At 41.7% G+C, this 13,773-nt stretch carries 12 protein-coding genes; 1 reads left to right on the top strand and 11 read right to left on the bottom strand.

Annotation, left to right across the window (positions count from 1 at the left end):
- Positions 1-9: 9 nt before the first annotated feature.
- The 11 genes from gabD to ACRWP9_RS06990 form a co-directional block, all read right to left on the bottom strand.
- The gene (gabD, locus tag ACRWP9_RS07040; protein WP_434928525.1) at positions 10-1,458 is read right to left on the bottom strand and encodes an NADP-dependent succinate-semialdehyde dehydrogenase; all 1,449 of its coding nucleotides are present in this window, start codon (positions 1,456-1,458) and stop codon (positions 10-12) included.
- Between the two features lie 29 nt (positions 1,459-1,487).
- On the bottom strand, positions 1,488-2,774 hold the full coding sequence (locus tag ACRWP9_RS07035) for an NAD(P)/FAD-dependent oxidoreductase (RefSeq protein ID WP_434928524.1): 1,287 nt from the start codon (positions 2,772-2,774) through the stop codon (positions 1,488-1,490).
- A gap of 417 nt (positions 2,775-3,191) precedes the next feature.
- Entirely contained in the window at positions 3,192-4,010 is an 819-nt protein-coding gene (locus ACRWP9_RS07030) for an ABC transporter permease subunit (RefSeq protein ID WP_434928523.1), read from the bottom strand.
- The gene (locus ACRWP9_RS07025; protein ID WP_434928522.1) at positions 4,007-4,906 is read right to left on the bottom strand and encodes an ABC transporter permease subunit; all 900 of its coding nucleotides are present in this window, start codon (positions 4,904-4,906) and stop codon (positions 4,007-4,009) included. The genes ACRWP9_RS07030 and ACRWP9_RS07025 overlap by 4 nt, the downstream gene beginning before the upstream one ends.
- Positions 4,903-6,039 carry a polyamine ABC transporter ATP-binding protein gene (gene potA / locus ACRWP9_RS07020; protein WP_434928521.1) on the bottom strand — a complete coding sequence of 379 codons (1,137 nt, stop codon included), beginning with the start codon at positions 6,037-6,039 and terminating at the stop codon, positions 4,903-4,905. Before potA ends, ACRWP9_RS07025 begins: the two co-directional genes overlap by 4 nt.
- Positions 6,040-6,175: 136 nt before the next feature.
- The gene (locus ACRWP9_RS07015) at positions 6,176-7,276 is read right to left on the bottom strand and encodes a polyamine ABC transporter substrate-binding protein (RefSeq protein ID WP_434928520.1); all 1,101 of its coding nucleotides are present in this window, start codon (positions 7,274-7,276) and stop codon (positions 6,176-6,178) included.
- Between the two features lie 258 nt (positions 7,277-7,534).
- The gene (locus ACRWP9_RS07010) at positions 7,535-8,353 is read right to left on the bottom strand and encodes an aminotransferase class III-fold pyridoxal phosphate-dependent enzyme (protein WP_434928519.1); all 819 of its coding nucleotides are present in this window, start codon (positions 8,351-8,353) and stop codon (positions 7,535-7,537) included.
- Positions 8,329-8,904, bottom strand: a complete 576-nt coding sequence (locus ACRWP9_RS07005) for an aminotransferase class III-fold pyridoxal phosphate-dependent enzyme (RefSeq protein WP_434928518.1) — start codon at positions 8,902-8,904, stop codon at positions 8,329-8,331. Before ACRWP9_RS07005 ends, ACRWP9_RS07010 begins: the two co-directional genes overlap by 25 nt.
- A 197-nt stretch (positions 8,905-9,101) precedes the next feature.
- Positions 9,102-10,457, bottom strand: a complete 1,356-nt coding sequence (locus ACRWP9_RS07000; RefSeq protein ID WP_226410773.1) for a glutamine synthetase family protein — start codon at positions 10,455-10,457, stop codon at positions 9,102-9,104.
- A gap of 3 nt (positions 10,458-10,460) precedes the next feature.
- Positions 10,461-11,225: a gamma-glutamyl-gamma-aminobutyrate hydrolase family protein gene (locus tag ACRWP9_RS06995; RefSeq protein ID WP_434928517.1), complete on the bottom strand. Its 765-nt coding sequence runs from the start codon at positions 11,223-11,225 to the stop codon at positions 10,461-10,463.
- Positions 11,226-11,685: 460 nt separating this feature from the next.
- Complete coding sequence (locus tag ACRWP9_RS06990) at positions 11,686-12,234, bottom strand: cupin domain-containing protein (protein ID WP_434928516.1); 549 nt, start codon at positions 12,232-12,234, stop codon at positions 11,686-11,688.
- Between the two features lie 210 nt (positions 12,235-12,444).
- Here ACRWP9_RS06990 and ACRWP9_RS06985 point away from each other — a divergent pair, with 210 nt between their 5' ends.
- Positions 12,445-13,752 carry an NAD(P)/FAD-dependent oxidoreductase gene (locus tag ACRWP9_RS06985; RefSeq protein ID WP_434928515.1) on the top strand — a complete coding sequence of 436 codons (1,308 nt, stop codon included), beginning with the start codon at positions 12,445-12,447 and terminating at the stop codon, positions 13,750-13,752.
- Positions 13,753-13,773 lie beyond the last annotated feature (21 nt).

The following is a 13,773-nucleotide window of genomic DNA, read 5'->3' as shown; positions in this document are numbered from 1 at the left end:
CCTATACCCTTACACAGACATACAGATATATTTCATTTCGAGGTATTCCTCGATGCCAAATTTTGACCCTTCACGGCCTAAACCTGAAGATTTTATTCCGCCAAATGGCGCAACTTCTGTCGAAATAAGTCCAGTATTAACACCAACCATGCCGTACTCTAGTGCTTCTGCCACTTTATAAACCAATGAAATATCACGGCCATAAAAATAGGCTGCTAAACCAAACTCAGTATCGTTGGCCTGATTAATTACATCGTCTACACTATCGAACTTGAAGATTGGCGCTAAAGGACCAAAGGTTTCTTCGCGGGCAACTAACATGGTTTTATTGACATCACGCACTATAGTGGGCTCAAAAAAGAAACCGCCTAATGCGTGGGGGTTGCCACCGGTAACCACACTGGCACCTTTTGCTAACGCATCATCTAAATGACTTTGCACTTTTGCTACAGCATTGGCATTAATCAGTGGTCCAATGGTGACACCTTGTTCAGTGCCATGACCTACTTTCAATTTGGCGACAGCATCGGCAAACTTTTGGATGAAAGTGTCATACACTCCCGCTTGCACATAGATACGATTAGCACACACACAGGTTTGGCCAGCATTGCGATATTTAGCAATCATTGCACCTTCGACTGCGGCATCTATGTCGGCATCATCAAACACAATAAATGGCGCATTACCGCCTAATTCTAATGATAACTTTTTAAGCGTAGGCGCACATTGCGCCATAAGCTTGATGCCAACCCCAGTTGAACCTGTAAATGATAATTTTCGCACAATAGGGCTTTCACACAGGGTATTGCCAATTTCAATAGCATTGCCTGTAACCACACTAAATACCCCAGCAGGAATACCAGCCCGGCGGCTTAGTTCAGCTAATGCTAATGCCGTAAAGGGAGTTTGCTCCGCAGGTTTAACCACCATAGTACAACCAGCAGCTAATGCCGGTGCTGCCTTTCGGGTAATCATAGCAGCGGGGAAATTCCAAGGCGTAATTGCCGCAGTAACACCCACAGGTTGCTTGATAACTGTCAGTCTTTTATCAGCTTGATGGCCAGGAATAGTATCACCATAAATGCGCTTAGCTTCTTCAGCAAACCATTCAATAAATGAGGCTGCATAAGTAACTTCGCCTTTTGCTTCGGCTAACGGCTTGCCCTGCTCGGTTGTCATCAGCAACGCAAGATCATCTGCGTTTTCAATTAATAACTCAAACCAACGACGCAATTTGCTGCTGCGCTCTTTAGCCGTTAGAGCACGCCAGGCAGGTAATGCTTTATTCGCCGCATCGATGGCAGCCGATGTCTCGGCCGCGCCCATTACAGGTACATGGCCGATAATGTCGTGATTGGCCGGGTTTGCTATCGCAATGGTATCACCAGAGTTTGCACTGACCCATTGGCCATCGATATAGCATTGCTGTTGTAATAAACTTGGGTCATTCAATACCATGATGATCTCCTTAATCTAAATACCAAAACTTATACGCCAAACTTATCGCGCATAGTGTAATACCAGGCACCAATAGCACTAAAAGGCACTCTTAAGGCGTGTCCACCAGGGAACGGATAATGAGGTAATGCCGCAAATGCATCAAAGCGAGTTGCTTGGCCATTTAGCATTTCTGCGATCAATTTTCCCGCAAGATGTGTGTATGTCACACCATGGCCGCTACAGCCTTGAGAGTAATAAATATTGTGGCCAATACGGCCAACTTGTGGCAAACGCGACAAGGTCATTAAGAAATTACCTGTCCAAGCATAATCAATTTTAATCCCTTTAAGTTGGGGGAATGTTTTCAGCAGCTTAGGTTCTATAAGCGCTTTGATATTGGCGGGATCACGCGCGCCATATACCACGCCACCACCGAATATTAGACGTTTATCTCCGGTTAAACGGTAGTAGTCGAGTAAATAGTTACAATCTTCGACACAATAATCCTGCGGTAAAATACTGGCAGCCATCTCATCAGATAAGGGCGCTGTAGTCACTACTTGAGTACCACATGGCATAGACTTAGCGTGTAATTCAGGCAGCAACTTACCTAAATAGGCATTACCAGCAACAACTACGAACTTACATTTAACTTGACCTTGCGCTGTATGCACAACCGGTGATGCACCATCGTCAATATTAATAACAGCAGAGTCTTCAAAAATTAATCCACCTAAAGATTCAACCGCACGGGCTTCACCTAATGCTAAATTCAAAGGGTGAATATGGCCGCCACTTTTATCTAATAAGCCGCCAACGTATAGGTCCGAATCAACCACTTTACGAATAGCATCGTGATCTAAAATTTCAAGTTGTTGATTATGTCCATGGGCTTCCCACAAGTCTTTTTGTGAACGTAAATGGCCCATTTGTTTTTTATTCATAGCCGCGAAAACGCCACCATTCTTTAAATCACAATCAATATTATATTTGGCAATGCGTTCACGAATGATACGCCCACCTTCAAATGCCATTTCACCAAAAAGTTTGCCTTGCTCTTTGCCAACCACTTTTTCAATACTGTCTATGTCACGGCTAAAAGAGTTAACAATTTGACCGCCATTTCGACCTGATGCACCCCAGCCAATTCTGGCGGCCTCAAGGATAACTACCCTCATGCCACTTTCTAAAAGATGAAGCCCCGCTGATAAGCCTGTATAACCTGCGCCAACAATACAAACATCTGTTTCTATAACAGATTCTAGACGAGGGCGTTCAACTTTATCGTTGGCCGATGCGGCGTAATATGAACTAGTATGAGGTGTAGCAGACATAGCACTTCCTTTATATGTACATTGCAAAATATAACAGTCTCATCCTACACCTAGGTCATCATAAAAACTAGCCGAAAAGGTATAATTATTTACAGTTTGTTGAAAATATTAAACACTATAAAACCATAATCCTGCACTATTATTAGCATGACTAATAGGTATGAATACAGCTTATTTTGAAGAGTTTGGGTTATCTAAATTTGGGTTATTTACATTTTGGTATCTCAGCCATGGTGGTCTAGTTAAACCGACAAGTGATCCACAAAAAAGCCCATCAAAGATCAATTACTCGAGAGCCAATTAAAGACGTTTAATCCAGATTAAGACTCGAGTGATGACTTATTATAGATAATAAAAAAGCGCGTTGATGAATCGAAATATCATCATGACGCGCTTCTATTATTTCAAGGTAATACCCTATGACTCCATCGCTTTTTGCGCTTTCTTTTCTGCCCGTCGAGTAAAGTACCAGGACAGGAATGCAACAAGAGACACTGCAAAAATAATGATGGTCGCTAACGCATTAATCTTAGGCGACACCCCTAAGCGCACTGATGAAAACACCACCATAGGCAAGGTTGTAGAACCCGGCCCGGAAGCAAAGCTGGCTATCACTAAGTCATCTAATGACAAACTAAATGATAATAACCAACCAGCAATTAACGCTGGCGATATCATAGGAACCGTAATCAAGAAGAAGGTTTTTAGTGGCGTAGCCCCTAAATCCATCGCGGCTTCTTCAATTGATCTGTCTAGCTCGCGCAATCTTGACGACACCACAACGGCTACGTAAGCGGCACAAAATGTTGAGTGTGCTATCCACACTGTTAGCATTCCGCGTTCAGTTGGCCAACCAAAAGTATCAGCCATTTGCACAAACAATAACAGTAAAGATAAACCAGTGATCACTTCAGGCATAACCAATGGCGCGGTGATCATGTTAGATAAGGTCAACTTAGCCCATGAGCGACGAAAACGTGTCATGACAAACGCCGCCATAGTGCCAATAATGACCGCCATAGTTGCACTGTAAAATGCGATACGTAAACTCACCCACACGGCACTTAAAATCTGCTCATCTTGAAACAGTTCACCGTACCATTTTGGTGAAAACCCACTCCAGACTGTAACCAGTTTTGATTCATTAAAAGAATAAATAACCAAAATAAGCATCGGGGCATACAAAAAAAGTAAACCGAACCACAACATGATTTTAGAGAAACTTAAGTTTTTCATGCATCGTTCTCCATATCACGTGACTGATAGCGATGGAACAAGGTAATTGGCACAATTAACAGTGCTAACATGACAATAGCCAAAGATGAAGCCACAGGCCAATCACGGTTATTAAAGAACTCTTGCCACAATACTTTACCGATCATTAATGAATCAGGACCACCTAATAGCTCAGGAATAACAAACTCACCGACAGCAGGAATGAACACTAGCATTGAGCCAGCTACCACTCCCCCCATTGATAAAGGCAGCGTAATTTTCCAGAAGGTATTGAGACTACTAGAACCTAAATCAGATGCGGCTTCAATTAAGCTCATATCCAGTTTCACTAAAGTGGCATATAAGGGCAAAATCATAAATGGCAGGTAGCCATAAATAATACCAATATACACGGCAAAGTTAGTATTGAGCATTTGAATAGGCTCAGAAATGACCCCAAGCCAGATTAAGAAGTTATTCACTAAGCCAGTGTTACTTAAAATACCCATCCAGGCATAAATACGGATCAAAAATGATGTCCATGATGGCAGCATCACTAACAGTAATAACACAGGTTGAAATCGTGTTGGCGCTCTAGCAATGGCATAAGCCATAGGGAAGCCTAATAACAAACAACCTAAGGTGGCTATGAGTGCCATTTTAAGTGAAGTTAAATAGGCAACGTAGTACATTGAATCCTGTAACAATAGTAAATAGTTACCAAAATTCAAAAAGATGGATAATGTCTCATCGATAAAACTAAAGGTTGCCTCATAGGGAGGAATAGCAATCGCAGCAGTTGAAAAACTCAGCTTCAACACAATGGCGAAAGGCAGTGCAAAGAACATCAATAACCATAGGTAAGGGATACCCATGGTCAAATGTCGGCCTATTAGGCGTTTAAATGGATTCATCATGATTGCAATACAACCCCGCTGGTGTCTTCCCAACTGATAAAGACTTCTTCTTCCCATGTTGGGTGATCCGATCGGCGTTCACGGTTAATCATTGAGCACTGAACAATTTGCTTGTTTCTTAGCTTAATATAAAATACTGAAACGCCACCTAAATAGGCAATATCATGTACTACGCCTCTGGCCCAGTTATACTCACCTTCAGGCTGTTCACGGGTAATGATGGTTTTTTCAGGGCGCACAGCAAGCATCACAGTCTTATTATCTAAACTGGTAGAAATACCGTGTCCAATATAAAAAGGTTGTTTTAAAGTGTGTGATTTAATAATGGCATGATCGGCTTCATCGGCAATAATATCGCCTTTAAATAAATTTACTGTGCCAATAAACTCAGCAACCATACGGCTATTCGGCGCCTCATAAATGTCTGTTGGGCTGCCAGTTTGTGCAATCCAACCTTCATTCATAATAGAAATACGCCCTGCCATCGTCATGGCCTCTTCTTGATCGTGAGTTACCATGACACAGGTCACGCCTACGGCTTCAAGAATATCGACCACTTCTAACTGCATTTGAGTACGCAGCTTTTTATCCAATGCGCCCATAGGCTCATCAAGTAGTAATAGTTTAGGTCTTTTAGCTAATGAACGAGCCAAGGCGACACGTTGACGCTGACCACCCGATAATTGGTGTGGTTTACGCTTAGCATATGTTTCCATGTGCACCAACTTGAGCATTTCCTCAACGCGTTGAGCAATATCAGCTTTGGGCATTTTGTCTTGTTTTAAGCCAAAGGCAATATTTTGTTCTACCGTCATATGTGGAAATAATGCATAGGATTGGAACATCATATTGATAGGGCGTTCATAGGGAGGCATGTCGGTAATATCGACACCGTCCAGAAAAATGCGACCTTCAGTCGGCTTTTCAAAACCGGCCAATATACGTAATAGGGTTGATTTTCCTGAGCCTGAGCCACCTAATAATGCGAAAATTTCACCTTGATTAATGGTCAGTGACACATTGTCGACTGCGCGGACATCATCAAATAGTTTACTAATTCGATCAATTTTAAGGAGTACTTTATCTTGCGTCTTTGTGGTTGGTTTATTAGTGACGCCCGAGGTGTTTTCCATGATACTGCTCCGCCTAGTTGGAGTATGTGTTCTGTAACATTGATTATTATTTGGGGTTACAAAGAACATTAAAATCTGATTGATGAAAGGGCTAAGTATTTAGGGCAAGTTACCTTGCCCTAATATGTGGATCTGACTACTGACCAGATTTCACTTTAGTCCAAGCACGTGTCACAACTCGTTGAATTTTCATTGGGCGAATATCACCAATGTACAGCTTGTCGATTACGCTTTGTGGTGGATAAATTGCTGGATCATTTTTGATTGCATCATCAACTAGCGCCTGTGCAGGAGTATTAGGGTTAGCATAAGCAACATAGTTACTGATAGGTGCTATTACCTCAGGACGCAATAAATAGTTAATTAACTTATGGGCGTTATCAACGTTTGTGGCATCTTGTGGAATCGCTAACATATCAAACCAAAGGTTGGCACCTTCTTTTGGAATAGAATAACCGATTTTATTGCCATTACCCGCTTCATCTGCTCGAGCGGCAGCCTGGAATACATCGCCAGAGAAACCATATGCGACACAAATATCCCCATTAGCGAGATCTGAAATATAACGCGATGAATGGAAGTAGGTGATATACGGACGAACTTTGGCAAGTACTTCAGCAGCTTTTTCATAATCAGCGGCATTTTTACTGTTCGGATCTAAACCAAGATAAATGAGCGCTTGCGGCAGCATGTCGTCTGCAGAATCTAGCATTGAAAAACCACATGATGCGATTTTTTCTGCGTATTTAGGATTAAAAATAAGCTCTAATGAATCAAATGGCGCATCTTCACCTAACACAGCTTTAACTTTATCAATGTTATAGCCAATACCATTAGTGCCCCATAAGTATGGTACGGCATGCTCATTAGCAGGATCGGCTTTCTCAAGCTGCTTCATTAAGTCCGGTTTTAAGTTGGCATAGTTAGTCAACTTAGTACGATCTAGCTTTTGAAAGGCACCCGCTTTAATTTGCTTAGCCAAAAAGTGATTTGATGGAACCACTATGTCATAACCACTGCGACCAGAAAGCAATTTAGCTTCTAGCACTTCGTTACTGTCGAACACGTCATAAATAACGCGAATGCCAGTCTCTTTTTCAAAGTTTGCTAAGGTATCTTCTGCGATATAGTCAGACCAATTGTACATCTTGACAACTTCTTCAGCATGCAGCGAAGTGCTGGCAAATACCGACGCTGAAATAAGCGCTATGGTAGACAGTTTGTTAAGTAGCTTCATATGTTCTCCCTTACTTGGATAATGGTCAGGACTGTGCTGACAGTTATTCGCTTTTAAAGCGTTATTATCATTCCCTTATAAAAAGGAAATTATCCAATGCTACATCATATTTCTGCATCGGTAACATCACAGCAAAATGCAAATGCTATAATTTTTTTGGATTCTATCAAAAACCTTTTTAATTACTAGATAGTAACAATCTAATTGCTTAAAAAACCACTAATCATTCATAAAAATTCAACGTCACAGTAATTGATATCAATATGCCTTACTGGCTAAACATTTAGTGTAGGTGTCATTTAGGGCCATTAAAGCCTTATCAACCAACTCATCGATCTCTGCCTTGGTAATAACCAGTGGCGGAGAAATAATCATAGTATCGCCCACTGACCGCATCACCAAACCATGCTCGATACAAAAATCTCGACACCAAGTTCCCACACCAATCTTGGCTGAAAAACGCTGGCGTTTCGCTTTATCTTGCACTAGCTCAATAGCAGCAACCAAACCTAAGCCTCTTACCTCACCCACTAATGGATGCTCAGCTAATTGTTGTAAGCGTTGTTGAAAATACGGTGCCGTTTCAGTAGCCACTTTTTCAACTAATTTTTCTCGTTTGATAATATTGATATTTTCTAATGCAGCAGCCGCAGCAACCGGATGACCTGAGTAGGTAAAACCGTGGGTAAATTCACCACATTGCTGTTTAATCACATCCGCGACACGGTCTGCAATTATTACGCCACCCATAGGCACGTAACCAGATGTCATGCCTTTTGCTATTGAAATAAAATCAGGTTGTAGGTCAAAGTATTCAGCTGCAAACCAATGCCCCGTTCTGCCAAAACCACTAATCACTTCATCCAAAATAAGTAACACGTCATATTTAGCTAAAATACGTTTAATTTCAGGCCAGTATGTGGATGGAGGAATGATAACACCGCCAGCCCCCTGAAAAGGTTCGGCAATAAATGCCGCAACATTATCTTCACCTAGCTCTAATATTTTAGTTTCTAGTGCTTGGGCAGCTTGTAGACCAAATGCATCGGGCGTTAAATCCCCCCTTCGGCATACCAATAGGGTTGTGCGATATGCACTACTTTGGGGATAGGTAAATCCCCTTGTTCGTGCATGCCAGACATACCGCCTAAACTTGCACCCGCTACTGTAGAACCATGGTAAGCATTGTGTCGGCTTATAATGGTTTTTTTATTGGGTTGACCTTTTAAATCCCAATAGCGTCGCACCATGCGTAAGTTTGTGTCGTTTGATTCAGATCCAGAACCGGTAAAGAACACACTATTCATGTGTTTAGGGGCTAGTTCGGCAATGGTTTTTGCTAACTCAATAGCTGGTGGGTGAGTACATTGAAAAAAGCTGTTGTAGAAAGGAAGTTTTTGCATCTGCTGACAAGCGGCATCGACAATTGATTGTCGGCCATAACCCACATTTACACACCAAAGCCCTGCCATTGCGTCTAATAATTTATGACCTTGGACATCCCATATATAGACACCTTCGGCGCGCTCAATCACACGAGTGCCTTTCTCGCCAAGGGCTTTAGAGTCTGTAAATGGATGAATAAAATGTGCTTTATCTGCTTGCTGTAAAGAGGCTAAATTTGTCATACATGTTCCTTTAAGCTGGCAAAAATGACAACTTACCAGTCCTGACTGCTGTTATGTAATCATCTGAAAATATTATTAACTCTTCGACTGACGTAATGAGCCACTCTTTCTAGTTAAGAGTACCTAGCAACTGATCAAACTAAGTTGCGAACAGACTAAATTCGCAACTTAATTAGATACTCACTTAACCGTTAAAACTAAACGGTCAGTAGCAGGAACTCACGCTCCCAAGAACTGACTACGCGACGGAAGTTTTCAAGTTCAGCTTGCTTAACCGCCACAAAACCTGTGGTGAAAGACTGACCTAAATACTCAATACACGCTTCACTTTCTTGCATTGCAATCAAGGCTTCTTCTAGGGTCAGCGGTAAACAGTATTCGTTACTGGTGCGACTTTCATTCGAACGACCTGTCACAGGGTTTGAAGGACGTAAGCCTTTTTCCATACCAATGAAACCAGCTAATAAACTCGCTGCAATGGTTAAGTAACAGTTTGCATCAGCACCTGGAATACGGTTTTCAATACGACGATTCTCTGGCGATGATTCAGGGATACGTAGACCACATGTGCGGTTCTCTACGCCCCATTCTAAGTTTACTGGTGCTGAGGTGCCCGGTAGAAAACGACGGAAAGAGTTAACACTTGGCGCCATTAATGGCAATAACTCAGGAATATAGGTTTGTAAGCCGGCAATATAATTTAAAAACAACTGGCTTTGAGTACCATCTTCTTTAGTAAAAATGTTTTTACCGGTTTTTTTATCAATCACACTTTGGTGGATGTGCATCGCACTGCCTGGCTCATCAGTAACCGGCATAGCCATAAAAGTAGCACACACATTATGCTTTAATGCCGCTTCTTTAAGTGTGCGTTTAAATATAAATACTTGATCCGCTAACGATAATGGATTGCCATGGCTGAAGTTAATCTCCATCTGCGCAGGACCATCTTCATGGATTAGGGTATCAATATCTAAACCTTGAAGCTCACACCAATCGTACATATCTTCAAACAGTGGATCGAATTCATTTGCGGCGTCGATTGAAAATGATTGACGACCAGCTTCTGGACGGCCAGAGCGACCAATAGGAGGCTTAAGCGGTAAGTCATGGTCATCACTACGTTGAGTTAAATAAAACTCCATTTCTGGTGCAATAACGGGTTCCCAACCTTTATCTTCATAAAGTTTAAGTACTTTTTTAAGCACATTACGTGGTGATAATTCAATTGGATTACCCATACGATCATAACAATCGTGAATCACTTGCGCGGTAGCTTCTACAGTCCAAGGTAGCATGAATACTGCATTCTCATCCGGCACACACACAAAATCGATATCGGCTTTATCAAGTAATGAATAGAAAATACCGTCATCGATAAAATCACCCGTCACCGTTTGCAGCAATACGCTTTCAGGTAAACGCATGCCTTTCTCATCAATAAACTTATCTACTGGGGCAATTTTGCCTCGAGCGATACCTGTCATGTCACTGATAACACATTCAACTTCGGTAATTTTTCTATCTTTTAGGAACGTAATTAACTTATCCATTGGTTATTTCTCTCGTTTAGCTGCATGCAAACGGCACGCATTGCCGAATGCATCAAAAATTGATGAATAAAACTGATTATCTTGCACTTTCCATTCTGGGTGCCATTGCACACCTAACGCAAAAGCCTTAGCACCTTTTACAGAAAATGCTTCAACTAACCCGTCTGGCGAATGCGCCTCTGGTGTTAATCCCGAGCCTAATCTGTCGACGCCTTGAGTATGCACTGAATTCACTTCAGCCTGTTCACTGCCCCACGCTTGATGGAGTAAACCACCAGGCACTATATCAATAGCATGTGACAAGCCATACTGCACATCTACCGGAGCCGTTTTATCTTCTCTGTGTTCAATAAATTGGCCAACTTCATGCAGTTTTTGGTGCAAGCTGCCACCATAAACCACATTCATCTCTTGAAAACCACGACAAATTCCGAACACAGGCACGCCCGCATCTATGGCTGCTTTAATTAGGGGTAATGTAGTCGCATCGCGCTTAGGATCATGGTGAGTGCCTTCTGCACTAGCAGGGCCTTGAAAATGATGTGGCTCCACATTAGATGGTGAACCGGTAAATAAAATACCATCTAGGCGAGAAAGTAATTCTGCGGTGGGTACGGCTACCCCCAAAGAGGGGATAACTAAAGGAAAGCCTTTCGCACCGTTAACGACACTGAGTAGGTATTTTTCACCCACAATATTAAATGGGTGTAATCCTATTTGTTGATTACATGCCACTACCCCAATCATTGGGACTTTTGACAAAGACATATCACACCTACACTGTTGAACTGCAAATATGCAGCATTTCTTTCAAACACTTGGAAAGTATTGATCATTAAACACTCAAAATTGTGATATTTCCACAATATATAATCTATTTAATTAACTAATAATTTGTGTTCGTTTTTTCACACACTACACTTAATTTTAACACTAGGCAATAGCAATAATACAACTGGATAAATTTTTATAGTTCCAGCATCAACTAGTCAAGCAAGCGCAGTAAAAACAGGAATAAACAGTTGTAAACCAGAACAAAAATATCTTGGTACAATCAATTTCAATATGGAATTGGATGCTTTTTAAAAACAAAGTTTCATATAGAGAACAATATTATGCTTAATATTATTTACATTGTAGGATTAGATTGCAGCGTATTTATAGCCCAAAAACAGACTTAAAAGGTTTGCAAAGTAATGCGCACTACTTTGCAATCAGTCAGAAAATACTAAAAATCACCCGGTGTGGTTGCACTGACCAAGCGGCATGGCTCTTCAAAGGGATTCGCGAACTTATGTGGCAGTTCACTATTAAAGTAATAGCTATCGCCTTTATGCAGAACAAAGGTCTCATCGGCAACGGTAAGTTCAATTTTACCTTCTAGAATATAAGCCCCTTCTTCACCACGATGTTGTAGCATCTCATCACCTGTACTTGTTTTGGGTGGATAAGTTTCATACATCAGTGACATTGCACGATTTGGAAAGTCTCTACCAATAAGCTTATAAACTAAATCACCGGTACCAATATCGAGTAACTCTTCAGAGCGATAAACGACTTTTTGCTCACCGACAGTGCCCTCCTCAATAGAAAAGAACTCAACCAATGACATAGGGATCCCAGCGAGAACTTTCTTTAAGGAACTAATAGAAGGACTAACACTGTTTTTTTCAATCATTGAAATAGTACTATTGGTCACGCCTGCACGCTTAGCTAACTCGCGCTGGGAAAGACCGCGCATTTTCCGAACAGCTTTTAAGCTTGCCCCTATATCCAATTTCTGACTCCTGAAAAATAATAGCCGTTTCGAATGACACTAGATGACATCGAATATGTCACAGCAATTTATCATTGTATTTACTAACGTGAAAGGAATTGTATTCTAGCTTAATTCAGTGTTAAATAAAATGCACAATCTGTCGATTAAAAATTACCGATAGATAGACCCTACAACTCATTAATCATTAGCCTTTATATTGGAGACGCTATGTCACAGCCCTCACCGATCCATAGCGATAAATACCCAGATTCTTTTTACTTCCACAGTGCGAAAGAACTATTCGACCATCCACAACTAACAGAATCTATCACTGTCGATGTTTGTATTGTTGGTGGGGGGTTTACGGGTATAAATACCGCGATAGAACTGGCTCAAAAAGGCTTTAGCGTGGCGGTTTTAGAAGCGAAACGCATCGGTTGGGGAGCGTCAGGGCGCAACGGCGGAGAGTTAATTCGCGGTATTGGCCATGATGCCAGCCAATTTAACAATGTCATCGGCACTGAGGGCGTCAACGCCATCACGCAAATGGGCTTTGAAGCAGTTGAAATTGTTAAGCAACGCGTACAACAGCACAACATCCAATGTGACTTACAAATGGGTTATTGTGACTTAGCCGTAAAACCTCGGCACATGCATGAGTTAGAGCAAGAGTTTACCGACTTAAAACAAGCGGGCTATCAACATGATATTCAATTACTTGATAAAGCACACATCAGTGACGTTATCCAATCTGATTTCTATCAAGGTGCGTTAGTCGACATGGGCAGCGGCCACTTACACCCGCTGAACTTAGTGCTGGGTGAAGCAAGAGTTGCCCGTGAGTTAGGGGTAAAGATTTTTGAGTACAGCCCAGCAGAACATATATACAAAGGCGATAAACCAGTGGTTAAAACCGCTAAAGGTGAAGTTAATTGCCAGTTTTTAGTGCTGGCCGGTAATGCGTACATTGGTCATAAACTGAATGATTATGTCGGCGGAAAGGTACTTCCCGCAGGCAGTTACTTACTGGCAACAGAGCCATTAACTGCAGCGCAATGCCAAGCGATTATTCCAAAGAATATGGCATTTGCAGATATGCGCGTAGCCTTAGACTACTTTCATTTATCCGCTGATAATCGATTATTGTTTGGCGGTTTATGCACTTACTCAGGAAAAGATCCCAGCAATATTGAAGCAGCACTGCGGCCCAATTTAGAACATGTATTCCCGCAACTTAAAGGGGTTAAAATTGATTACCAATGGGGCGGTATGATAGGTATTGGTGCTAACAGAATGCCGCAAATAGGGCGTTTGCCTGATGCTAAAAGTATTTTCTATGCCCAAGCTTATTCAGGACATGGCGTTAACGCCACTCATATGGCAGCAAAACTCATCGCCGAAGCAATCACGGAGCAAGCCGAACGGTTTGATATTTTTGATAAGATAAAACACATGACATTCCCAGGCGGGCCGCATTTTCGCTCACCTATGTTAGCTGCAGGTATGCTATATCATCGCTTTAAAGATATTTTCTAATATGAATTAGGGCTGTTGATT

Origin of the sequence: Shewanella sp. HL-SH2 (genome assembly GCF_051164935.1) — a bacterium.
Lineage (GTDB): Bacteria > Pseudomonadota > Gammaproteobacteria > Enterobacterales > Shewanellaceae > Shewanella > Shewanella glacialimarina.
This window is presented reverse-complemented; position numbering and strand designations above follow the sequence as displayed.